Genomic DNA, 24,025 nt, shown 5'->3' with positions numbered 1-24,025 from the left:
TTACGAACCTGCTTATGCAATTGGCATTTAATTGGAACGTTAACTATACACTAAATCAAAATCACATGAACAAGTATCTTATCATTCTGTTTTTAACCATTGCCGGTTTCAGTGCCTCTGCCCAGGGTATTAAAATCGGTCCCAAGCTGGGCGCTAATGTGGGTAAAATTGATGGCGCCGGCTTTGATGAAAAATATTCTTTAGGCTATCATGTAGGTGGCTTTGTACAGATCAACTTCAGCAAGAAGTGGGGTATCCAGCCGGAGGTATTGTGGAATCAAATCAGTACGGATACGGTTTCAGGGTTCAAGGCATTGTACCAGAACCTCGGCAACCAGGCTGATAATTTCAATGATTTAAAACTCAATTATCTCAGCATTCCCATCCTGCTCAACTATTCGCCGGCAAAGGTTATCACCTTCCAGGCAGGTCCGCAGTTTGGTATTTTAATTGACAAGAGCAGTACGGCACTTCAAAACGGAAGTAATGCGTTTAAGAACGGAGATCTTTCGCTCCTGGGTGGTGTGCAGTTGAATCTTTTAAAGTTGCGGGTGTACGGACGTTATATGATCGGGTTAAATGATATCAGCGATGTAAGTAATTCAACCAAGTGGAGAAACCAGGGATTGCAGGTTGGCTTGGGTCTTGCATTATAAGAGGCATTCAGGATTTTTCAACGATAGGTTTATAACGGGGCGCCTGCGGCGCCCCGTTTATTTTATCAACACTTCGTACAGTTTTAATCCATAATAACCTGCTGCACCTAAAATCAAAGGATACAACAAGAATAACCAGAGATAATCTTTCCAACTCCATTCTTTTAACGAAGCCCAACCGTTTTTTTGCAAGCCGCTGATAGCATCATACCAACTCATCACACCTGATACACTTGCAAGCACATTGGCAAGTATAGCAATCAATAAAACAATAATTCCGATACAATAAATTTTCAGCATATCAATTTGTTTTTGGTATCCATGCAATCACACGAAGCGGTCCGCCGGTGCCACCTTTTATTTTCATGGGTAAAGCAATGATGTAGGCACCTTTCACCGGTAAGGCATCCATGTTGGCAATATTTTCAAAACCTAAAATGTTTTTTTCATACAAAATCTGATGGGTTTTAAAATCTTTGGATTGCCCGTAATCAACACTGGCAACATCTACACCCACTGCTTTTATTTTTCTGTTCTTAACCATCCATGTTGCCAGTTCCGGACTGATAGACGGGAAATGCAGATTGGCTACAGCACTATCACCTTTTGCTTTTGTACCTAAATATTTTTCAGCATCCGGATAAAACTTTCCCCAGCCCGTTTTAAACAATACAATCGCATCATCAGGAATGGTGCTGTTTGTTTTTTCCCATGCAGTAACATCATCAACTGAAATTAAATAATCGGCATTAGTACCAACTGTTCTACTTACATCTATCACTACGGCCTCACCCAGTAAACTTTGAAGCGGAATTTCATCAGCACTCCATTTGCCTTTTGCAAAATGCACCGGTGCATCTAAATGTGTACCACCATGTTCAGGTGTAAAAAAAGCATTGGATGAATAATAAAATCCGGCATCCGTCATTCCGTTGAACTGTGTATCTAATTTGAAGCCTGTGGGATTGTTGGGCCAGTACAATGTTTTATCAGAAAAATCATAACTCAGGTCAATCCATTGACCACTTTTCAGATGTTGTTGAAGCGTGGCATGTTCTGTTTTTTCCGTACAACCGAAAAGCGAACAGCAAAAAATGAATACGAGTAATTTTCTCATACAATGATTTATGAGAAAAGATACGTTGATTTTAAATGCCTCCATCAAACAGGCTGAGCTGGAATTGATTTTTCTTTTGTGTGTGCTTACGGGGCTTAAAAGCAAAGCCGCTGTTCTTTATTGTAAACAGTTCTGTTTCTTTATCTCTGCTTGCTACTACAATTTGCACATGGCCGGCATGCGGTGCAAACAATGCTTCCGCTACTTCGGGTTTGTTATTATTTTTTGAGAGATGGGAGAGCAGCAGCAGTTGTAAATGCGGTGCTTTGTAGTTGAGAAATAAATCCAGTGCCTGTTTGTTACTCAAGTGTCCTTCATCACCGCTGATGCGTTGCTTGAGATGATAAGGGTAGCCGCCATTCATCAGCATCTCTTCACAATAATTGCTTTCAAGGAAAACAGCATGGCAGTTTGCAAAATGTTTGAGCACCTGTTTGCAGGCATAACCTATATCTGTAATCACACCGACATTTAATCCGTAAGCGCTTATTGTAAAACTGTGCGGGTCATCGGCATCATGACTTTTTGTGAACGGAAGAATTTCTAAATCACCAATATTAACTGCTTTGTTTTTATTGAATGAATGGATGAGATGGGTTTCTAATTTCAGATTGCTGTTGGCCAAGGTACGTGGCGTAATGTACACAGGCAGTTGGTGTTTTTTGCTCAGCACTTCCAGCCCGGCAATATGGTCAGCATGTTCATGGGAGATGAAGATGGCTTTTACTTTTTGAATGTCCAGTTCCAGCCGTTTCATCCGCTTTTCCGTTTCCCGGCAGCTGAGGCCTGCATCTATAAGCACCGCTTCTTTATCATTGCCGATGTAATAGCAATTGGCATTGCTGCCGCTGTTGATGGATGCAAGTTGAAGATTCATAAAGGGCAAAAATAAATGCTTCTGCTCTATTGCGGTTTGTTTTTTAAACCTGTAACTTCAATTGGTCTCACAGCGTCTCACAAAACAATCAACCAAATTATTCATCATCATGCGTTACTTATTACTTGCAGTTGCCTGTTTGCTCGTTTCGGTTTCAAATGCCCAAACAAAAAGCAATACGCTCACAAAATCGTTTGATTCATTACTCAACAAAGAATTTAAAACCGGTGAACCCGGTGCCGCAGCCATTGTGGTAAAGAAAGGGGAAGTGGTTTACAAAAAAGGTTTTGGCATGGGCGATATGGAATTGAATGTGCCGGTGCAACCGGATATGGTGTTCCGCATCGGCTCCATTACCAAGCAGTTTACGGCTGTTTGTATTCTCAAACTGGCAAGCGAAGGAAAACTCGCCCTGCAGGATGACATCAAAAAATACATTCCTGATTACGGCATCAAAGAACCCATTACCATTGAACATCTGCTCACGCATACATCAGGGATTAAAAGCTATACCAATGTGGATACCTTTTGGCAACAGATGCGGAAAGACTTGACGCCACGGGAAATTATCCGCCTCACCGAAAAAGATACACTGGAGTTTAAACCCGGCACCAAATACAATTACAACAACACGGCTTTTGTGATGCTCGGTTATATCATTGAAAAACTAAGCGGCAAAACTTATGAAGATTATCTGCAGCAAAATATTTTTACCCCGTTGGGTATGAACAACTCTTATTTCGGCAGTGACAGCAGGATTATTAAAAACCGTGCAAAAGGATATAAGAAGACTGAAAAAGATTTTTTTAATTCCGATTATATCAGCATGACCTTACCGCATGCAGCAGGTTCTATTGTTTCTACGGTGGATGATTTATGGAAATGGAATAAAGCGTTGTACAGTTACAAAATCATCAGTAAAGAATGGGTGGATAAACTCACTACGCCTTGCAAACTGGCTGATGGAAAATCCACCAATTATGGTTATGGAATTGCTGTTTCATCCATACAGGGCAGCCCGGTGTATGACCACGGCGGCGGTATCCCCGGTTTTTTAACCTATGGAATTTATATGCCGAAAGATGATGTATTTGTGGCCGTGTTTTCAAACTGTGATTGTAAAAGTCCTGATAATGCGGCTACCAAAATGGCCGCCATTACCATTGGCAAGCCTTACAATTTCACAGCAATACCGTTGAAAGAGGCAGATGCCAAACAGTATGAAGGTGTGTATGCGTATGAAAATGAAGAACGCATCATTCAATGGAAAGATGGTAAGCTCACTTCAAAACGGGGAGGCGGTAATGTGTTTGAACTGAAAATGTATGAAACCAATAAATTTTTCTTTGAGGGTTCTTTTTCATTCATAGAGTTTGTGAAAGGCAGCTCCGGCAGTTTTGATAAACTCATTTATAAAAATAACAACGAAACATCTGAGTGGAAGAAAACAAACAAACCTTTGCCACAGCCGATCGCAGTGATTAAGGTTGACCCTGCGTTGCTTGCAGATTATACAGGAGCGTATCAACTGGCGGCCAACTTTATCTTAACCATTACACAGGAAGGGGATGAGTTAGTTGGCCAGGCTACAGGACAAGGAAAAATCGGAATGGAAGCCATCAGCCCGGTGCGTTTTAAGGCCAAAGGAGTAGATGCACAGATTGAATTTAAGAAAGATGCATCGGGTAAAACAGTTGCACTGGTGCTCTATCAAAACGGCAGGGAGATAGAAGGGAAGAAGCAATAAGACAAACTCATCATGTGGGCTCTTTTTGTGAAAATGCGCAGCATTTGTTTCTCAGCGGCCTCTGCTCCTCTGCGTGAGAATGAAGTTCAATATAAGAATGGCACGCAGAGGAAAGGAGTTCGCAGAGGAGAACGCTAATGAAATTATCATTTATTCAATTATACTCTTTGGTAAAGGCTTTAAAAAGTTTCTTTATGAAAAAGTCAGCCGTAGTTTTTGCAGCTGACTTTTTTTTGTACCTTTTCTTCACCCAAAATAACCAAGTGTATGAAAGGCTTTTTATTTTTTGCAGCATCCGTTGCTTTTACGGCAGGCATCGTTGCCTTTACACAACAACAACAGCAACAAAAAGAAACTTCAGTTAACAGTCGCACCTATAAAAACAAATCCATCATTCGCTGTACGGCAGATTGGGAAGCGTTAAAAGATTGGCTGGAAGAAACGGATATTCCACCCATGCCCGGTGCAGGAACCTATCAATGGAAGATTTCCACCAAGAGCGACAGTGCCCAATTCTATTTTAACCAGGGCATCAACATGTACTACGGCTTTCATATCATTGAAGCGATGGCTTCGTTTAAGAAAGCAGCAAAGTTTGATGCGGAATGTGCTATGATTTATTGGGCTCAGGCATTAACCTACGGCCCCAACATTAACGACTATGGTTACCGTGCTTCACCACAAGCATTGGAAGCGTTGAACAAAGCCAAACAGTTTGCAAACAATGTAACTGCATTTGAAAAAGAGTTGATGGATGTGATGACAGTGCGTTATACTGCTGACTCAACTGATGCCACCCGCAAACAATTGAATGAAGCTTATACAGCAAGAATGAAACAGTTAACATCGAAGTATCCTGAAAATCCTGATGCATTGGCTTTGTATGCCGATGCGATGATGCTGGAACATCCCTGGGAATTATGGAATGGTAACGGCACACCCAAACCATGGACGCCTTTGATTCGTAAAACATTGGAACAAACACTTGCCGTTTCACCTATGCATCCCGGCGGCAATCATTACTACATTCATGTAATGGAAGCATCACCGTTTGCAAAGCTGGCTTTGCCCAGCAGTGAGCGATTGGGAAAAACGAATCCGGGTCTTTCACATTTAGTGCACATGCCTTCGCATATTTATTTGAAAACAGGTTATTATCAAAAAGGTGTGGATGTAAATATTAATGCGGTGAACAGTTATAAAACTTCCATTCCATTGTATGCACCTGTTACAGGCGCTGACTTTTTATACATCATCCACAACCTGCACATGAAAACAAATAATGCGATGTTGCTGGGCGATTCAAAAACTACGTTGGCTGCTGCTATGGAAACACAGGAAAGTATTCCTATTTACTATTTGGGTATTCCCGGTGCCATGGGCAGTCTCGTGCAGTATGTGTATCATGTGCCTGTACTGGCACAAATACGTTTTGCAAAGTGGAAGGATTTGTTAGAGTTGAAACAACCGCCGAAAGAACAGGTATATGCCAACATACTTGTTGCATTTGGTAAAGGCATGGCATTGGCTAACACGGGAAAGTTGAATGAAGCCAAAGAACAATTGCAACAGATGCAGGAGTGGATGAAAGATTCTGTATTGCAAATACCGTTTACACCTTTTTCTCCTGCTATTGATGGCGCTGTTGTTGCTGAACATTTATTAAAAGGTACGATTGCATTAAAAGAAAATAAATTGAATGACGCCATTGCTGCATTTAAAATAGCTGCGACTACCGAAGAAAATATGGTGTACAATGAACCCCGTGACTGGTTGCTCAACCCCAAACATTATTATGGTGATGCCTTGCTCAAAGCCAAAAAAGGAAAAGAAGCACAAGCGGTGTTTGAAAAAGATTTATTGAACAATGCTGAGAACGGTTGGGCCTTGATGGGTTTGTATCAAAGTTTATTGCTGCAGCAAAAAACAAAAGAAGCAGCGGCGGTGAAAGTTAGATTTGAAAAAGCGTTTAAAGCGGCTGATGTGAAGATTGAGGGAGCGGTGATGTAAAATTGTTATTCAGGCAAATAGTCACCGAATAAATTCCAGTCCATACTGTTTCCCCAGCCGGTTCCATGGTCGCTTGTGTTTAAGATTTTATGCTTATCACTGATTTGGAAATGGTCATACGTTAACAATGACAGAATCGTTCCGGGTCGTAAATGTTCACTGGCCCAACTTAATGGCGAATTGCCATGAGCGTCTTTCATCTTTTTATCGGCACCATGTTCTAATAAGAAAGAAATTGTTTTTTCATCAGCATAAGCAGCCGCTCTGTGTAATGGGGTTTCTCCTTTTGTTCTTACATCACGCATAAATGCGCCTGTTTCCATTCCTGCAATGGTTCTTGCATTTACATCTGCTCCTTTATCTACAAGAAGTTTTACGGTATGGAAATAATAAGGCCGTCCTGCTTTTGAAAGTGCACTGTGCAAAGGTGATTCGTTCGTTTTATTTGTTCTTGCATTTACATCTGCACCGTTATTGATTAAGAAATCACATACTTTCCAATGCCCGAAGAAAGCAGCATTACCCAATTCTTCGTTCAGGTTGATGCTGTCAAGCGAACCGCCTGCTTTTAAAACTGCTTTGAGCCCTGTAATATCGTTATAATAAACGAGCCATTGCAGGGGTTTTACCGCACCTTGCTGCAAGAGCTCTTTCCAACCAGGATGATTCATTAACTCCAAAACGAAATCAGTACGACCACGGCTGATAAAGTCCAGCATTTTTTCTGCTTCCATAACAACTAATTTTAGAATAAAGGTATTTATTTAGGTATTAGTTTTAATATGGTTTGTGGAGATACGAATTAAGGCGGAAGTAAAACACTTTAAGAAGTATGTTGTTGATTTTTTAGAGTTGTAAATCTGATCCATAATCTGATACTGCTTCTTCAAATAAGAATAATTCAAGTTCTTTCTTGTTGTTAAAACCGCCAATTTTTTGTCTGTACTCAGAAGCTATTTTTAAATTTTCTATTTCTTTTTTTCTTATTTTGCTAATATTTAAAAACTCTTCTTCCTTGTCAATTCCCAAAAACCGTCTGTTTGCAAGATTGGCTGCAATTCCCGTTGTACTACTACCTGTAAAGGGGTCAAGTATCCATGAATTAGGCTTTGTGGAGGCTAAAATTATTCTTGTCAAAACTGAAAGCGGTTTTTGAGTTGGGTGCTTACCACAGGACTTCTCCCATGGTGCAATGGCAGGAAGTTTCCAAACATCTTTCATTTGTTTATCACCATTAAGTTGCTTCATTAATTCATAGTTGAAATAATGTGGTACTTTTTCTTTTTTTCGTGCCCATATAATTTGTTCGGTTGAATGTGTAAAAAAGCGGCATGAAAAATTCGGAGGTGGATTATTTTTTTCCCACGTAATGACGTTTAAAATTTTAAAATTCAGTTCAGTTAATAGCTGCCCTATTGAAAATATATTATGTAATGTACCACTGATCCAGATAGTAGCATCATCTTTCATTTTTTCTCTTACTAACGAAAGCCATTTTCTGTTGAATTCATTTATGTAATCAAAACCCTCGGACTTGTCCCATTTTCCTTTATTAACACTAACAATTTTTCCACTCTGAATTGAAAGCCCGTCATTTGAAAGAAAATATGGTGGGTCAGCAAAAACCATATCAAACTTGTGGTTGAATTGAGGCAAAAGCTCCATTGTATCACCGTGAAGAAGATTAAAGTTTTTATCTAAAGACTTAAAGTAGGGTTTAATCATATAGCAAATATATAAAACGTTTACTGAACGCTACTAATTGTATGTAGACTTTTTGTGTGCATTGTAACAACTTTGCAGAAGTGAAAAGCGATATTCTCATAAAGTTCGGCAATAAAATACGAGAACTCCGAAACGAAAAAGGATGGTCTCAAGAAACACTTGCTGACAAAACTGGGTTCCACAGAACCTATATTGGTATGATTGAAAGAGGTGAAAGAAACCTATCGTTAAAGAATGTTGAAATTTTTGCGGAGTGTTTTGGGTTAACAATGTCTGATTTATTAAAATTATAAGCTATGGCGAAAATGCCCAATTTGGTTGGAGGTGGAGCAAGAACAAATTTAAACGGACTTCAGTTTGAAGGAAGAACAGATCTAAGAGAAGCTATAAGGCAACATCCAATTTATAAGTTAAATGAAAAAGATGAAGTTGTAAAAGACAACTTAGTTGTTGCTCAATATTTTGAAAAAAATGGTCTATATAAAAAGTTTCTTGAGCCCAAAGGGATTAACTATAAGACAGTTCTAAGTAAAAAGCTTTTGCCAGATGGTGCATTATTGGTTGGTGATACTCTTTATATAGTTGAAAAAAAATATCAAGCCGGTGCAGGTTCTGTTGATGAAAAGCTGCAGACATGTGACTTTAAGAAAAAGCAGTATCAAAAGCTATTTGCACCCTTAGGAATAAATGTAGAGTTCTACTATGTTCTAAATAGATGGTTTGAACAGGATTCCAATAGAGATGTTTTTGAATATATTAATAGTGTAGGGTGCAAATACTTTATTGAGGTTTTGCCTTTGGATGAAATCGGTTTATAAATGAACTATAATTCAAATTATTATCACTCTAATTCTCTTTGGCAATTACGACCTGCTGCTAAAGCGATTAACACTTATAAAACTAGTGATGGTATTATAATAGGAATGTTTCAAGGAAAAAGAGGACAGTATCCAGATATCGATTTTGTAGTAAAAATATTAAAACCGGGTTTGAATGAAAGGCCTTTTCCTCCTATACACTCTTTATGGGTTGTTGATTTAATGTTGAAAATAAATGACTACAAAAATGAAGTAAGAGATATAGTTAAATATTATTTGGACTTTTATAACACACTAACCCCTTTTCAAACTCCTAATTCAAGACATAATTATCAATTACAAACTCTGGGGCATATAGTAGCTAACTATTCACATATTAATCAGTCCTATACTCTTTCGTTAGAATATGTAGCAATAATTATTGAGCTGTTTTGTCTAAACGAAAAGAGAAATGCAGGAGCTTATATGTTTAGAGATTTACTTCAGACAGTACTTGATTACACTAATGGAACAGCAGATTATATTCAAGTTGTTCAAGCTTCCCAGCCAGGATTTAGGTAAATGCTAATGGTAGTTTTTGATTAAAAGTTCATTTAATTCTCCTCTTTTCTCTGAATTGGCATTTATTGTTCTTCTTGCTTTTACTCTGGAAATTGAAAAGTCTGAATAAATTTCGTCAAAGAAAGTATCGTTTACGTTTTTCCCAGCAACATCTGAATTACTTAATATCCACTTATGTCCTTTCATTTCTAGTAAGGAACAAAAATTTCTTAGTCTAATTTGTTCTTCGTCGTTGAATTCGTCTTTTGCATAAGAATTGAAGCTTGAAGTATTACTTAGAGGTTTGTAGGGTGGATCAAAATAGAAAAATGAGTTGTCTGTAGTTTTATTTATTGTGGCTTCATAATCACCACAAAGAATTTCTACCTTTTGCAAGGCATCGCTCACTGCTAAAATGTTAGACGAGTCACAAATAGTTGGCTTCTTATAACTACCCATTGGTACATTAAAAGCATTACTTCTATTAACTCGATAAAGTCCGTTGAAACAAGTTCGATTTAAAAAGATAAACAACGCTGCTTGCCTACTTTTCTCTTCATTTCTTGTGTTATATAATTCTCTTTTTTGATAGTAATATTCTTTTTTCTCTTCGGCCTTATTTTCTAGGGCATGATATTCTTCTTGAAGTGTTTGAAGTAAACCAATTAGTTCGTTTGGTTTTGAGGCAATAATCTTATAGGTATTTATTAAGTCTTCATTGATATCATTAATTACAGCTTTTTGGATGTTTCGGTAGTTTGTAAGCATCCAAAATAAAACTGCGCCACTTCCAACGAATGGTTCTATATATGTAAAGTTTGACTTAGTAATTTCCTTGGGTAAAGCTTTATTAATATCGTTTATTAGTTGACTTTTTCCGCCTGCCCACTTTAAAAATGGCTTTGGTATGTTATTCTTCATTGATAAATCATTTACTTAATAAATAAAGATAAGTATTAAAAATTTCATCAATTAAGGAGATGTATTTTTTTGGATTCAAAAAGATGCCTTGTAAGGTAAAATGACTTAATGAGTATTTAACATCTTGTTTATTTATTAAATTAATTCTTAATACTGAACGTATTAACTGCAAAAGTGGTAAGATATTATTTGGACTTGCATATGGCTTTTATAATATTATTATTTGTTTCAATTATGAAATCTGTTTACTTGAAATTATCTATATTGATTATAGTAAAACTGATTTTTTTAATGCTCTACAGATTATTATATGCTTACTGGCTGCGGGATTGAAGCGGCACCGAAGCGTAGCGGAGGTATAGCGTAAAGCCCGATAATAGCTCCTGCAAGCACCACTGCTCACAGCCCCAATAATTTCTTTTCATCATTATCGCATTAATCGGTCAGACCACTGAACCCGGGCCGACCGGTAAATGCTATCCCAAACTCACATCTAAAAACATCATAATCAAAAAGCCGGCAATAAAACCAAGCGCTGCCACATCAGTGTATTTATCACGCTGTGTTTCGGGAATCACTTCTTCCACCACCACAAAAATCATAGCGCCTGCTGCAAAGGCAAGGGCAAAGGGTAAAAAGTTTTGCATGTAAATAACCAGCACCGCACCCAGCAGTGCAGCAATGGGTTCAACAACAGCAGATAGCTGGCCGTAATAAAAACTTTTCCATCGGCTCAAACCCTGCCGGCGCAAAGGCATGCTTACTGCAAAACCTTCCGGTATATCCTGTATGCCGATGCCGATAGCGAGTGCAATAGCTCCGGCGATGGTTGTTTCAGTGCCGCCTTCCAATGCGGCGCCAAAAATAACACCTACGGCCAGGCCTTCGGGAATATTGTGTAAGGTAATGGCCATAATTAATAGGGTAGTGCGGTGCCATGATGATTTTACACCTTCTGCTTCACTGGTTTTAAAATTGATGTGCACATGCGGTAAAATTTTATCCAATCCAAATACAAACAAAGCTCCCAATGCAAATCCAACAATGGCAGGCATCCACGGCATGGATGGATAAATGGTTTCACTCATTTCGATACTTGGCACCAGCAAACTGAAGATACTGGCGGCCAGCATAATACCACCGCTGAGTCCCAGCATGGTATCAAGCACGGAGCGTTTCATTTCTTTAAAGAAAAAAACAAAGGAGGCGCCGAGTAATGTACAGAGCCATGTAAACACACCGCCAATGAGTGCGCTCCACATAGGACCGGCATTTTGAAAAAAAGTTTCGAGTTGTTGCATCATTCAGTTTGTAGTTTATAGTTTGTAGTTTCTGGTTTGTTGTTGGTGGCTTGAGGAGTTTGATTGCATAACTACAAACACCAAACTACAAACCTGTATTAAACTGTTTTTACAAATATTTTCTTTGCCAGTTGTTCGCTGATGGTAACGAGTGGCTGGTTACGTAGTTTAATTTCAACAGAAGCATCAAAGCTGTTGCGCTGTTTGATTTCGAGTTTGGTGCCGATGTTGATGTTTTTTCGATTAAGCAGTTCCAGCAGGCTGCTGCTTTGGTCGCCCACACCTGTTACGATTGCTGATGTGTGTTCTTTGAGTTCATGCAAACTTATTTGGTTGATGCTTTCCATTTTGCCGCTGTGGTCGGGGATGGGGTCGCCATGCGGGTCAAAGCGGGGATTGCCGAGGAAATCATCCAGGCGTTTTACCAGTTCGGGACTGCTCACATGTTCCAGTTCTTCGGCAATGGCATGTACTTCATCCCAGTTGAATTTTAATTTCTCTACTAAAAAATATTCCCACAGTCTGTGTTTGCGGATGATGTTGAGTGCTAATTTTTTTCCTTCGGCATTTAGTTTCACTCCGTAATACGGTTCATAGTTGAGGAGTTTTTTTTCTTTGAGCCGTTTGAGCATATCAGTAACAGAAGCGGGCTTGGTGTTGAGTTCTGCAGCCAGTTCATTGGTGGTAACGTTGCTGTCAGTCTGCTGCAGATGCCAGATGGCTTTGATGTAATTTTCTTCAGCGATGGAAAAGTTCATGTGCTATGAAAATAAAATTTAGACAAACCTAAAAATAATTTTTGAATCCGCTGTAAATTTTTTTCACCACGAAGACGCAAAGACTCAAAGAAGAAAAAAACTGCCGGGAAGATGGGAAGGCCGGGAGGGTGGGGAAGGAAAAAGAAATTTTCGTGGGCTTTTTGTCTTGGTGATAAACAAACCACGAAGGCGCTAAGACAGAAAGAAGAAGGACACTGGTGCGGTAAATCGCTACACTAAAAATGTATTCTTCTTGTTCTTTGTGTCTTAGTGGTATAAACAAACCACGAAGGAACGAAGGCACAAAGAAGAGAGAAGTTGCTGGGAAGGCGGGAAGGCGGTGAAGGGAAAAATATTCTTTGTGAGTTTTGTGTCTTAGTGGTATAACAAACCACGAAGGAACGAAGGCACAAAGAAGAGAGAAGTTGCCGGGAAGATGGGAAGGCGGGGAGGGGAAAAATATTCTTTGTGAGCTTTGTGTCTTTGTGGGAAACCGGGGAACTCTTTTCCTGCTTTCTTCCGTAGCCCCAAACAGAATTTTGCGGCACGATTTTGATGCTTTATATTCACAAAACCAACCGCAACATATGATGCTTCGAATCATTTGTACTCTGTTTGTAACGTTTTTGTTTGCCTGTAAAGAAACCAAGGTTCGCAGCGTGGCAGATGAAGATCTTACCATTAAAGACTTTCTGCAACTTTCGCCGGAGTTAAAGCTTCCTTTTGTAGTGCATGATTCCACTCTGCAGAAAAAAGAAAAAGATTCCACGGCGCTCAATCAAAAAGTATTTCAATCTTTTATACCCGACTCCGTTTTTAAAAAGAATTATCCTGTAACCAAACAACTCAAACTTTTTGTACTCGGTAAATCAACCGATGCTCAAAAAGGAAACTATGTCTTCATTAAATCTGTAGCCGGCAACCGCAAAGCAGTGCACCTGTACTACTTTAATGAAAAAAGCAATTTTACAGGAAGTACCAAACTGCTGGATAATGGCCCCGCTGCCAAACCCGGCCGTTATGTAAGAATAGACAGCCGTTACAATATTTCGTTCATCAAAGAACAACGTACAGCCACAGGTGAGTACTGGACCGATGAAAGTATTTATTACATGGACCCGACCGGTAAGATGGTGCTCACCATGACCAACAGTACAGAAGATTTGAGTGATGAAATCATGGGCAACCCCATTGATACATTGCCCAGAAAAAACAAATACTCGGGTGATTACTCCGGTGATAAAAAGAATCTTGTTTCTATACGTGACGGACGAACACCCAAAACCTTTCAGTTCTTTATTCATTTCAGTAAACAGAACGGTGATTGTGTGGGTGAGTTAAAGGGCGAAGGTGAGTTTACTGCTAATGGAAAAGGTGTGTTTCATGATAAAGGAAGTCCCTGTGAAATATTGTTTTCATTCAGCAGCAACAGTGTAAGCATTAAAGAAACAAATGGCTGCGGCAGTTACAGGGATATTACCTGTTTTTTTGAAGGCAGCTATCCACGCAAAAAAGAAGCTGTAAAACGTAAATCATCCAAAAAGAAATGAGCAACAGAATCAACATCAGCTCCGGCTCACCATGGGAAGATATCGTAGGTTATTCAAGAGCTGTTCGTATCGGTAATATTATTGAAGTAGCAGGTACCACCGCAGTAGTTGGTGATGTATTGATTGGCGGCGACAGCATGTACGAACAGACAAAATTCATTCTGCAAAAAATAGAAAAAGCACTCATAGCTGCAGGTGCCACCATGAATGATGTGGTGCGTACCCGTGTATATGTAACTGACATCAGCCGCTGGGAAGAAGTGGGTAAGGCGCATGGTGAAGTATTTCAATCCATTAAGCCCGCCTCCGCTATGGTACAAGTAAGCGCCCTCATTAACCAACAGATGTTAGTGGAAATAGAGGCTACTGCAATCGTTACCGCACCTTAACTGTGTATAAACCCCTCCCCACAAAAAACCCCTGTTTAAGTTTTAAGGCCTATATTGCGACACTTTTTAGTGAAACCTAACTCGATTATGTCCTTTACAAATTTTAAAGTGCCTTACAGCGTGGATAGTAATTACGCCAAAAAGGTAGCTTACTTTTCGATGGAGTTTGCCGTGCACCAACCTTTGAAAATCTACAGTGGTGGTTTAGGATTCCTGGCAGGCTCACACATGCGCAGCGCATACGAACTCAAACAAAACTTAATAGGTATCGGTATTTTGTGGAAGTATGGTTATTACGATCAGGCCCGCAACCAGGATCAAACCCTGCAGGTGCAGTGGAATGAAAAGATCTACAATTTCCTGGAAGATACCGGTATTAAATTCCAGATCAGCATTCACGATCATCCTGTATGGGTAAAAGCATGGTATTTAAACCCGGAGACCTTTAAAACGGCTCCCATGTTTTTGCTGAGTACGGATTTGCCGGAGAATGATTATGTATCGCAAACCATCAGCCATCGTTTGTATGATGCCAACGTAGCTACCAAAGTAGCCCAGTTTATATTGTTGGGTGTGGGTGGGGCAAAGCTTATTGATGAGCTGGGCTTTAATCCGGATGTTTATCATTTGAACGAAGCACATGCTATTTCTTCTGCTTTTTATCTCTATAAAAAATGGGGCAGTACCGAAGAAGTTAAAAAACACCTGGTGTTTACTACGCATACACCCGAAGAAGCAGGTAATGAAAAGCATGATATTTATCTCTGCGAAAAAATGAGTTACTTCTGCGGTGTACCGTTGGAAGAAGTTCGTCGTATCACCGGCATCCAGGATGATCAGTTCAACCATTCACTGGCAGCATTGCGTTTTGCACGTATTGCCAATGGTGTAAGTGCTTTGCATGGTGAAGTGAGCCGTAAAATGTGGGGCGCTTATGAAAGTATTGCTCCCATCATCAGCATCACCAATGCACAGAACTGGAGGTACTGGGCTGATAAGCAGATGTACTTTGCCATGGACGAAAGCAATGAGGAACGTTTTGATGACCGAAAGAAATACCTGAAGAAGCGTGCTATGGATATGGTGGCAGATCAAACCGGTAAACTGTTTGACCCCAACGTATTTACCATTGTATGGGCCCGTCGCTTTGCCGGTTACAAACGTGCTGATTTATTAACGAGGGATACAGAGCGTTTTCATGCGCTCATGAACAATAAAAAATACCCGGTGCAGGTGATCTGGGCCGGTAAGCCTTATCCGCTGGATTATCCTGCCATCAGTGAGTTTAACAACCTTGTACACATCAGCAAGCAGTATAAAAACATGGCGGTGTGTGTAGGTTATGAGCTGTCGCTGAGCAAACGTTTAAAACAGGCGGCAGATGTGTGGCTCAACAATCCCCGTGTGCCCCGTGAAGCAAGCGGAACCAGTGGTATGACGGCTGCTATGAACGGTGCTGTAAACTTCAGCACGTTTGACGGATGGATCTGTGAGTTTGCCAATCATGGTAATAACAGCTTTATTGTTCCGCCTATTGATTATACAAGTGTGCATGTAACCGAGCAGGATCAATACGACCTGGACCAGGTATATGAAGTGCTGGAAAAACAAATCCTTCCGCTGTATTATGAAAACTTCAGCGTATGGCGCCAGATTATGCAGAATGGTATGCGTGATGTTCGCTTCCAGTTTGACAGTAACCGCATGGCGGCTGAGTATTATAACCTGCTGTACAAGAAGAAGTGAATAGTGAATAGTCAATAGTGAATATTGGCTGTAGTGCATATAATTGAAGACCGGTTGAGAGACCGGTCTTTTTATTTTTATGTACTTAGCTGATGTACTGCTATGTAAATGCGGTTGCGTCGCACACTTCTACTTGGTTATTTCTATTCATCAACCCACCCCTTTCCAACAGTATCACTGTTTTAATCTCTGCTACCCCTCCAGGGAGGGGATAAACACTCTGCTATTAATCATTCAATCTTTTTTAACAAGCTGGCCTCATGACATGCAATTCTCCCCTTTGGGAAGTTAGAGGGGCTTTTCTTCTTACTTTCACTTCATGAACACTTACTCAAAAACCTTTGAACTCCGCTGGAGCGATGTGGATGCCAATATGCATGTGATGCATTCTAAATATTATGAACTGGGCGCTCATTGCCGTATGAGCTTTTTGTACGAAAACGGAATTACACCGGAGCTTTTTAAGAAAGAGTTATTCGGACCGATTCTGTTCCGGGAAGAATGTATTTTCAGAAGAGAGCTGGTAGCCGGTGAAGTAGTAACCGTAAACTTTCAGCTCACCAAGGCCCGCAAAGACGGAAGCCGTTTCAGCGTGTATCATGAAATTATCAAAGCAGATGGTACAGTAGCCGCTGTGTTGTATGCCGATCTTGCATGGATGGATCTCATGAAACGAAAACTTACTATACCTCCTCCCGTAGTTGCAGCTATGATTGAAAATTCTCCCAAGCAGGAAGGGTTTGTGGTGGAAGAGTAGAGGGATTGTTTTTAATTGATAGTAATCTGTTTACCTATGGCTTGTAAGAACTGTTTAGGAAAAGAAACGGATTACATCTGATAGGGAGAGTTGTGTCAGATGAAGTATGTTGCGTCGACTTGGTAAAATTAAATCTCAAATTTCTTAGAACCCTTGTCCCAATATTGGCGACTGTTTTCATTCCACTCTTCATCTGTCAAAACTGCATTTTCAATTTTGCTTATCCGTTCTTTGTCTGTTTTCTTAAACTCAATGATTTGAAATTTTGTCGAGTTTAATTCTTTTGTATTTGTGAATAATAAATAATCTTCAATAGAATTTTTGTCAATCATTATCTTTCCCTTTCCAGCCCAATGTCTGTCCTGCCCATTTTTTTTAACACCAGACACCCAATATTCATTTCCCGTTTCAATATCGTAGTGATTTGAATTATTACCAGGTATTTTTTGCTTTTTTAAAGCCTTGTCGTCAAAATATATAGTCTGGCCAGATTTTGAAAATTCGACTAAGCCAATCCAGGCAGGTCCATTGTCTGAATAACCAGTTTTCAATTCAACATATGCAAGTTGTCTTTTCATTACTCTTATATGCTTGAAATATCGGTTGCAATTACGACCAACGATTTCGAATTTGTGTTTGTGGCGGAATTTGAAAACCGTAAGCTTAGTACAAATGCTGATGTAAAATACAAAAGTTCATGATTAATTCTGTTGCTGAATTTAAAAGGTAAGGCTGGGCAGAAGCTGAAAGTAGCACGCAGTTGAAGCGGCATAATCTGTCTGCCGACATATCGCAAATGTAATGTTATCAGTAAATTTATTTATTACGCTTATAAATTTCATTTTTGTTAAAAAAGACTGTCGGCAAGTTGTCTCTATTTATAAATTTAGTTTCATTCACAACTTGAAGTCTGTCTGGAGTCAAACTAACAATGTCAAAATTTGAGTAGCCGATTCTTATTGTGTCCTTAGATAGTGTGTCAATATGTATGTCTGGAATTAATGTAACTGTTTTTAGTCCTCTTTTCGGGTTGTACAAAACAAAGTATTTTCCAGTAAAATTTTGGTGAACGTCTCCACAAACTCTTATATAGGAATAGTCTGTTTGATTATGAAATATTAGTGATTCACATTTGTCAACACTAACAAAACCTTGTCTTGGAGTCGAAATGCTGTCTAGTATCCAAGTGCCAATTAAATTCGTTGAATTGTTATTAGAAGTTGAACAACTGAATAAAGTCAAAGCGAATATTAAATAGTAGATTTTTGAAATTGTCATTAAATTTTAATAGTGAGATACGTTGGCAAGAAGTTTCCATAAAATTATAGCTGACAATTAAATATACGAAAGTTTTAACCCGGTAAAATATATTACAATATATTCAATGCGTTACCTTAACTGGCGCAGGTCTCCCGACCTGTGCCTTGTCGTCACTTTTCTTTTTGTGATTGAATGTTTACTTTGTGTGAATGAGCACCAAATACAAATTCACTGATACAACGGCAACTTATTTTGTAACTGCAACGATCGTTGACTGGATTGATGTTTTTACACGTGATGTTTACAAAAATATTTTACTGGATAGCATCAGGCATTGTCAGCAAAACCAGGGATTGCAGGTACATGCGTGGATGTTAATACCGAATCACCTGCACATGATCTATTCTGTTGTTGATGGGAAAGACCCTGCTTTGGTATTAAAGAACATCAAGAGCTTTACAGCATTGAAAATCATTGATGCGATTATTAACAATCCACAGGAAAGCCGAAAAAAATGGATGCTTGATTTATTTGAAAAGAACGGACAGTCTAATAAGAGTAATTACCGGTTTCAGTTTTGGCAGCACGAAAACCACCCCGTACTCCTGGATACAAATAAAATGCTGGATGAACGTATGAAATACCTGCATGAAAATCCTGTAAGGGCAGGATTTGTTAGTGTGCCTGAAGAATGGTTGTACAGCAGTGCACTTGATTATTATACTGAAAGAAAAGGATTGCTTTCTCTTGTAATGCTTGGGTAAAAATTATTTAGGAAAAAGTAACGGATGGCATCAGGTCGGGAGACCTGCGCCAGAAAGAGACCAACAAGGGCGGAAAAAGAAATGGATTATTTTCACTTGTAGCACTAGGATAAAAATTATTTAGGAAAAAGTAACGGATGGCATCAGGTCGGGAGACCTGCGCCAGATGCGGGAAAAAGTAACGGATGGCATCAGGTCGGGAGACCTGCGCCAGATGCGAATTGTTCTTTACAAATGATAAGCAACCGCTCTTTAGACACTGTTTCAAAACAGATCTTGCTATCGCTTGAACCTGTCTTTTCGATTTCAACGTAGAATGTATCTGTCGGCTTATTGTAATTACTAATGTAAATTAATGGTTCACCAGTTGGATGTGTCAGTCCGATAGCACACATATCTGCATCCCAATGGTCTGCAATTAGGAAACTGTCTTTTCCCAAGTGTTTTTCTAAATAAGAAATGATTTTTAATATACTGTCTTCCTTAATTGGCTTCATTTATTTCTTGTCGTGCTTTAGCAAGCAGTTCATTATAATTAGGTGAGAAAGTTTCAGTAACTGTCTTTTCTAATGATGTTTCTATCCTCCAAAGTATTTTCCGTTCAGCGTCATGTTCGAAAAGTGACTCGTTTTTAGTTTCATTGATTCTTGCTAACATATCCAACAATACGAGCGCCTCACTTTGGGTCAAAGGAATATTTACAAACTCTTTACTCATGATATCGTTTTGGTAGTTACGGTTTCGCACAACAATTAAATATACGAAAGTTTTAACCAGGTAAAATACATTACAATATATTCAATGCGTTACTACCTCACTCACTCATCTCACTCAGCTCCAGCCAACGCATTTCTTTTTCATCCAGCAACTGTGTTACTTCACCTATGCGTGTGCTTAACTGCTGCAATTGCTCAAACGGCAGGGCGCCGCTGTTAAGCTGTTGGGTGATGGTTTCTTTTTCTTTGCTTAATTGTTCAATTTCTTTTTGCAGCAATTCAAACTCCCGCTTTTCTTTAAAGCCCATTCTTTTTTTGGGCTGCACGCTTTCCACTTCCTGCTCAACCATTGCAGGCTTAGATGTATTCACTGTGGTCTGTGGTCTGTCGTCTGTGGTCTCTTGTACCTTTTCCCAAATCCGGTACTGTGAATAATTTCCCGGAAAATCACGGATCACTCCATCACCTTCAAACACAAACAAATGATCTACCAACCGATCCATAAAATACCGGTCGTGACTCACAATCAACAAACATCCCGGGAATTCACTCAAAAAATTTTCCAATACGGCCAGTGTCGGAAGATCGAGGTCGTTTGTAGGTTCATCCAGTATTAAAAAATTAGGATTGCGGAAAAGAATCGAAAGCAGATGCAACCGACGTTTTTCACCACCGCTCAATTTAGAGATATAGGTGTACTGCTTTTCCGGATCAAATAAAAACAATTGCAGAAACTGTGCAGCACTGAGTGATCCGCCCGTAGCCAGCGGAAAACTTTCAGCAATGTTCTTCACATATTCAATCACCCGCATATCTGTTTTTACTTCCAGTCCCTTCTGCGAATAATTACCGAAGATCACTGTATCGCCAATATTAATCTTACCACTATCAGCAGACTGTAAGCCCTGTATAATTTCAATAAATGTTGATTTGCCGGCTCCGTTCTTGCCAATCACTCCCACACGTTCCCCTTTTTTAAATGTATAATCAAAGCCTTTGAGAATCGGCTTCTCACCAAAGCTCTTATACACTTTTTTGAGTTCGATAATTTTTCCACCCAGCCGGTTCATCTTCATATTCAGTTGCAGTTGCTGCTCTTCTATTTTAAGCTTTGCCTTTGCTTCTACTTCATAAAAATTATCCTGCCGGCTTTTGCTTTTCGTAGTACGTGCCTTGGGTTGCTTGCGCATCCATTCCAGTTCTTTACGGTATAGATTTTTTGCTTTATCAATACTGGCAAGGTCACTTTCCACTCTTGCTGCTTTCTTTTCCAGATAATTTTCATAGTCGCCTTTGTATTCATACAAACGGCTGCCGTCCAGTTCCCATATTTCATCGCACACCGCTTCGAGGAAATAACGGTCATGTGTTACGAGTAAGAGTGTAATGTTTTCTTTGTTGAGATAATGTTCCAGCCATTCCACCATTTCCATATCCAGGTGGTTGGTAGGTTCATCCATAATCAGCAGCACGTGTTTATGTTCAAAGCCGATATCAATTAAAGTTCTTGCAAGCGCCACCCGTTTGCGTTGTCCGCCGCTGAGTGTATTTACCGGCTGCTGCAGGTGATGAATGTTCAGTTTGCCGAGTATCTGTTTCACTTTGGCATCAAAATCCCAGGCGCCCAGTTCATCCATCTTAATGGTAGCATCATTGAGTTGCTGAAAGTATTCAGCTGATTCCAACGGTTCATCAATCAACAATTCATAAGCCTTAATGGCATTAATAACAGGATGGCTATGATGAAAGATATTATCAATGATGCTGGCCGTTTCTTCAAAGCCCGGTTCCTGTTCAAAGAGAGCAATGGTTACGTCTTTATTGATCCACAGTTTACCATCATCGGCTGTTTCTTTACCGGCCAATATTTTTAAAAGCGTGGATTTACCACTGCCATTGCGTGCAATGAGAGCAATCTTATCGCCTTCCTCAATATGAAATGTAATAGTTGAAAACAGGGGTGTGATACCGTAACTCTTGGTCAATCCTTCTGCCGATACATAATGCATGCGGCAAAGATAAAGCCCGGCGTTCAGTTATGCTTTTGTTTTAAAAACTCATGTTTTCCCGCTCCAGTAAATAAGCAGGCAAAGCGCTACTACTGCAATGAGGATTAACCAGATTTTGCGCCGCTCCCAATCTTCCTGTTTCTTTTTTTGCAGCAGTACACGGTCAATTTTAATCTGTTCTTCTGTATTAGTTCCTGCCAGTATTCTTAATTGGTCTGTTACCATTTCTGTTTGTTGCAAGGGCAGTACAGAAGTTGCCTGGAGCAAGGTGGTTAAGATGGCTGCATTGATTTCAGGCTCATTGAAACTTTTCATTTTTTCAATGGTGGGCGTAGGAATGATTTGCAGAATGCGTTGCGCCACATTGGTTGCATCCATACGGTGAACATTCAGTAATGAAATAGATTTATTCAATTCCAATGCCTGTTTTAAAACAATGGGAGGAGTTATAGGTTCATCCGGCATCCAGGCGCCGGCTGCTTTTTTTAACCAACGTTGCTGCAGGTATTGTTCTTTAGCTGTGGAATTGGTAAGCACTTCATATGCTTCTTTAATTTCATTGAAATGTGCAGCACTATATGTATCAGCACCCGTTTTATCAGGGTGATACAGCATCACCAGTTTCCGGTATGCTTTTTTTATTTCAGGAATGGTAGCAGTAACCGGCAGTTCTAATATGGCGTAATAATCTTTCAGCAACGCAAAACTAAGGGTTGCGTTTGTATGTAAGTGTGAAGAAAATACTGCTTTTCATCAGCGCAATTTATAAACGTATTTTATTACTGTAATTCTTTAGTGCCGCTCAGTTCAAAGATTAAAGAAGCGCCATAACAGGCGGCAGGTGTTTGATAGCCGGGTTTACAATATCCGTTTAAAATTTTCCTTGCAATGATGAGAGCAGCTTCATAAGTAACTGTATAGCCATCATTGGTTTGAATGGCAGCTGTTTTGGTTTCACCTTTTGCATTGCTTACCTGCGCCCATACATATGTTTTCCCGTTTTTACGTTGTTCATCAGAAGGACCGGTGGAACGTTTGTTGATTTTGTTTTGAATGATATTACGTATCCAACCCATTCGTAACAGCCAATTAAAGAGAAATTGAAATTTTAGAACACGGTACACCGATGGTTTCATGGCTGTATAGGTGATGATATTTGGGATAGCAGTGGAGGTGTACGCTGTGGAAATATCGCCCCATGGTATGGACATAGCGAATATTTTTTTACCGTTTACGCTGATCCATTTGCCTTTATGCCCTAGTGGTGTTCGTTTGATGCTGCCATTTTCTCTTACACATCCGCCTTCACCTGCTTTAGAAGCCATTGTAGTAGCCGTGCCATGACTTACTCCGCCACCGCCTCTTGGTAAAAAAGCGATTTCAATATGTGTTGCATCAGGCATTTGCTCTTTTAATGAATAAGCAAGGCAATCAGTAGGAACTACATCAAAACCACTGCCGGGCAGCAGCATTACATTGGCTGCTTTTGCTTTGGCATCATACCGCTTTATGAATTCAAAAACAGAAGTATCACCGTTGATGTCAATATAATGGGTGCCGGTAGCAATACATGCTTCCACCATTTGCTTAGCTGTGTAATGAAACGGTCCGGCTGCATGAATTACCACAGCTACATGCTTTAACGCATTCACCAAAGCCTCTGTATCATCCAATGAAAAAACATGATAGGGAAGATTGTAACGATGTGCTACTTCCACAACGGTTGCCTCTGTTCTTCCGGCAACAATGGGTTCTATTCCAAAGTCTTTTGCAAAACGGGTAATCAATTCACCTGTATAACCATTGGCACCATAAACCAGCACTTTAGTTTTCATTCGTGGAGATTTCAATAAGCGAAACAATTTCTTCGAGGTACTTCTGGTCAGTAGTGTCGAATGTATTTAATTCCGTACTGTCAACATCCAGTACACCCAGCACCTGTCCGTTTCTGATAACAGGTACCACAATTTCACTTTTACTTAAACTGCTGCAGGCAATATGACCGGGAAATTGTTCTACATCCGGAACAATTAAGGTTTTGGCTTGTGCCCAACTGGTACCACAAACTCCTTTTCCTTTGCGGATGCGGGTGCAGGCAACGGGTCCCTGGAAGGGAGCTAAAACTAATTCTTCCTGAGCGGAGCCGAAGGGTTTTACCCAGTAAAATCCCACCCACAACCAACTGAATTGTTCTTTTAATGCGGCACAGATATTTCCAAGATTTGCTGTTAAATCCGGTTCGCCGGTGAGTAAACCTTTGATTTGTGGAATGAGTTCTTTGTATTGCTCTTCTTTTGTGCCCTGTATAATATGTAAATCTTCTGCCATAAAATTGTTTGTGCAAAGGTAGGCAGTGTAGTACAG

At 39.8% G+C, this 24,025-nt stretch carries 26 protein-coding genes; 11 read left to right on the top strand and 15 right to left on the bottom strand.

The features are described 5' to 3' along the window. Positions 1–65: 65 nt before the first annotated feature. Positions 66–656, top strand: a complete 591-nt coding sequence (locus PDL71_RS14520) for a porin family protein (RefSeq protein ID WP_407522324.1) — start codon at positions 66–68, stop codon at positions 654–656. 57 nt (positions 657–713) lie between these two features. Here PDL71_RS14520 and PDL71_RS14515 read toward each other — a convergent pair whose 3' ends face one another. Genes PDL71_RS14515 through PDL71_RS14505 form a run of 3 tightly spaced genes read right to left on the bottom strand, consistent with a single transcriptional unit; the run spans position 714 to position 2,650 of the window. After that, entirely contained in the window at positions 714–956 is a 243-nt protein-coding gene (locus tag PDL71_RS14515; protein WP_407522322.1) for a hypothetical protein, read from the bottom strand. Position 957: 1 nt separating this feature from the next. Further along, positions 958–1,773, bottom strand: coding sequence for a cyclase family protein (locus PDL71_RS14510; protein WP_407522320.1), 816 nt, complete (start codon positions 1,771–1,773; stop codon positions 958–960). Between the two features lie 31 nt (positions 1,774–1,804). After that, the gene (locus tag PDL71_RS14505; RefSeq protein WP_407522318.1) at positions 1,805–2,650 is read right to left on the bottom strand and encodes an MBL fold metallo-hydrolase; all 846 of its coding nucleotides are present in this window, start codon (positions 2,648–2,650) and stop codon (positions 1,805–1,807) included. A gap of 109 nt (positions 2,651–2,759) precedes the next feature. Between PDL71_RS14505 and PDL71_RS14500 the strand changes: the two genes are divergently transcribed. Then, positions 2,760–4,397, top strand: a complete 1,638-nt coding sequence (locus PDL71_RS14500; RefSeq protein ID WP_407522316.1) for a serine hydrolase — start codon at positions 2,760–2,762, stop codon at positions 4,395–4,397. Between the two features lie 267 nt (positions 4,398–4,664). Next, positions 4,665–6,407: a hypothetical protein gene (locus tag PDL71_RS14495; RefSeq protein WP_407522314.1), complete on the top strand. Its 1,743-nt coding sequence runs from the start codon at positions 4,665–4,667 to the stop codon at positions 6,405–6,407. Positions 6,408–6,412: 5 nt separating this feature from the next. On the opposite strand, the gene PDL71_RS14490 is transcribed toward PDL71_RS14495, so the two are convergent. After that, on the bottom strand, positions 6,413–7,141 hold the full coding sequence (locus tag PDL71_RS14490; protein ID WP_407522312.1) for an ankyrin repeat domain-containing protein: 729 nt from the start codon (positions 7,139–7,141) through the stop codon (positions 6,413–6,415). Between the two features lie 112 nt (positions 7,142–7,253). Beyond that, entirely contained in the window at positions 7,254–8,132 is an 879-nt protein-coding gene (locus PDL71_RS14485; protein WP_407522310.1) for a DNA-methyltransferase, read from the bottom strand. A 56-nt stretch (positions 8,133–8,188) separates the two neighbouring features. Between PDL71_RS14485 and PDL71_RS14480 the strand changes: the two genes are divergently transcribed. Genes PDL71_RS14480 through PDL71_RS14470 form a run of 3 tightly spaced genes read left to right on the top strand, consistent with a single transcriptional unit; the run spans position 8,189 to position 9,511 of the window. After that, positions 8,189–8,425: a helix-turn-helix domain-containing protein gene (locus PDL71_RS14480; protein WP_407522308.1), complete on the top strand. Its 237-nt coding sequence runs from the start codon at positions 8,189–8,191 to the stop codon at positions 8,423–8,425. A 3-nt stretch (positions 8,426–8,428) separates the two neighbouring features. Further along, a complete protein-coding gene (locus PDL71_RS14475; RefSeq protein ID WP_407522306.1) occupies positions 8,429–8,950 on the top strand; it encodes a hypothetical protein in 522 nt (173 codons plus the stop codon). Beyond that, positions 8,951–9,511, top strand: a complete 561-nt coding sequence (locus tag PDL71_RS14470) for a hypothetical protein (protein ID WP_407522304.1) — start codon at positions 8,951–8,953, stop codon at positions 9,509–9,511. It begins immediately after the preceding gene. Between the two features lie 3 nt (positions 9,512–9,514). Here the strand turns inward: PDL71_RS14470 and PDL71_RS14465 are convergent, their stop codons facing one another. The 3 genes from PDL71_RS14465 to PDL71_RS14455 all read right to left on the bottom strand — a co-directional run bounded on the left by PDL71_RS14465 (position 9,515) and on the right by PDL71_RS14455 (position 12,470). Beyond that, positions 9,515–10,411: a DNA adenine methylase gene (locus tag PDL71_RS14465; protein WP_407522302.1), complete on the bottom strand. Its 897-nt coding sequence runs from the start codon at positions 10,409–10,411 to the stop codon at positions 9,515–9,517. Between the two features lie 476 nt (positions 10,412–10,887). Beyond that, complete coding sequence (locus PDL71_RS14460) at positions 10,888–11,715, bottom strand: ZIP family metal transporter (RefSeq protein WP_407522300.1); 828 nt, start codon at positions 11,713–11,715, stop codon at positions 10,888–10,890. A 95-nt stretch (positions 11,716–11,810) separates the two neighbouring features. Continuing rightward, positions 11,811–12,470, bottom strand: coding sequence for a metal-dependent transcriptional regulator (locus tag PDL71_RS14455; RefSeq protein WP_407522298.1), 660 nt, complete (start codon positions 12,468–12,470; stop codon positions 11,811–11,813). Positions 12,471–13,057: 587 nt separating this feature from the next. Between PDL71_RS14455 and PDL71_RS14450 the strand changes: the two genes are divergently transcribed. The 4 genes from PDL71_RS14450 (at position 13,058) to PDL71_RS14435 (ending at position 16,912) form a co-directional block, all read left to right on the top strand. Continuing rightward, a complete protein-coding gene (locus PDL71_RS14450) occupies positions 13,058–14,020 on the top strand; it encodes a hypothetical protein (protein WP_407522296.1) in 963 nt (320 codons plus the stop codon). After that, the gene (locus PDL71_RS14445; protein ID WP_407522294.1) at positions 14,017–14,409 is read left to right on the top strand and encodes a RidA family protein; all 393 of its coding nucleotides are present in this window, start codon (positions 14,017–14,019) and stop codon (positions 14,407–14,409) included. Before PDL71_RS14450 ends, PDL71_RS14445 begins: the two co-directional genes overlap by 4 nt. Before the next feature lie 87 nt (positions 14,410–14,496). Further along, a complete protein-coding gene (gene glgP, locus PDL71_RS14440; protein WP_407522292.1) occupies positions 14,497–16,155 on the top strand; it encodes an alpha-glucan family phosphorylase in 1,659 nt (552 codons plus the stop codon). A gap of 319 nt (positions 16,156–16,474) precedes the next feature. Further along, positions 16,475–16,912, top strand: a complete 438-nt coding sequence (locus PDL71_RS14435) for an acyl-CoA thioesterase (protein ID WP_407522290.1) — start codon at positions 16,475–16,477, stop codon at positions 16,910–16,912. A gap of 128 nt (positions 16,913–17,040) precedes the next feature. Here the strand turns inward: PDL71_RS14435 and PDL71_RS14430 are convergent, their stop codons facing one another. Further along, the gene (locus PDL71_RS14430; RefSeq protein WP_407522288.1) at positions 17,041–17,490 is read right to left on the bottom strand and encodes a mannose-1-phosphate guanylyltransferase; all 450 of its coding nucleotides are present in this window, start codon (positions 17,488–17,490) and stop codon (positions 17,041–17,043) included. An 891-nt stretch (positions 17,491–18,381) separates the two neighbouring features. On the opposite strand from PDL71_RS14430, the gene PDL71_RS14425 reads away from it, so the two are divergent. Beyond that, positions 18,382–18,936, top strand: coding sequence for an REP-associated tyrosine transposase (locus tag PDL71_RS14425; protein ID WP_407522286.1), 555 nt, complete (start codon positions 18,382–18,384; stop codon positions 18,934–18,936). 191 nt (positions 18,937–19,127) lie between these two features. Here the strand turns inward: PDL71_RS14425 and PDL71_RS14420 are convergent, their stop codons facing one another. From PDL71_RS14420 to PDL71_RS14395, 6 genes are all read right to left on the bottom strand, one after another. Further along, positions 19,128–19,433, bottom strand: coding sequence for a hypothetical protein (locus PDL71_RS14420; RefSeq protein WP_407522284.1), 306 nt, complete (start codon positions 19,431–19,433; stop codon positions 19,128–19,130). Next, positions 19,420–19,653 (bottom strand): hypothetical protein, encoded by a 234-nt coding sequence (locus PDL71_RS14415; protein ID WP_407522282.1) that lies wholly within the window; start codon positions 19,651–19,653, stop codon positions 19,420–19,422. The genes PDL71_RS14420 and PDL71_RS14415 overlap by 14 nt, the downstream gene beginning before the upstream one ends. Before the next feature lie 97 nt (positions 19,654–19,750). Continuing rightward, positions 19,751–21,661 carry an ABC-F family ATP-binding cassette domain-containing protein gene (locus PDL71_RS14410; protein ID WP_407522280.1) on the bottom strand — a complete coding sequence of 637 codons (1,911 nt, stop codon included), beginning with the start codon at positions 21,659–21,661 and terminating at the stop codon, positions 19,751–19,753. A gap of 48 nt (positions 21,662–21,709) precedes the next feature. After that, entirely contained in the window at positions 21,710–22,360 is a 651-nt protein-coding gene (locus PDL71_RS14405) for a J domain-containing protein (protein WP_407522278.1), read from the bottom strand. An 80-nt stretch (positions 22,361–22,440) separates the two neighbouring features. Further along, on the bottom strand, positions 22,441–23,496 hold the full coding sequence (locus tag PDL71_RS14400; RefSeq protein WP_407522276.1) for a saccharopine dehydrogenase family protein: 1,056 nt from the start codon (positions 23,494–23,496) through the stop codon (positions 22,441–22,443). Further along, positions 23,486–23,989, bottom strand: a complete 504-nt coding sequence (locus PDL71_RS14395; RefSeq protein WP_407522275.1) for a GAF domain-containing protein — start codon at positions 23,987–23,989, stop codon at positions 23,486–23,488. Before PDL71_RS14395 ends, PDL71_RS14400 begins: the two co-directional genes overlap by 11 nt. Between the last annotated feature and the right edge of the window lie 36 nt (positions 23,990–24,025).

Origin of the sequence: Lacibacter sp. MH-610 (genome assembly GCF_045780045.1) — a bacterium.
Lineage (GTDB): Bacteria > Bacteroidota > Bacteroidia > Chitinophagales > Chitinophagaceae > Lacibacter.
Note: the sequence above shows the minus strand (reverse complement) of the source record. Positions and strands in the feature narration are given on the sequence as shown.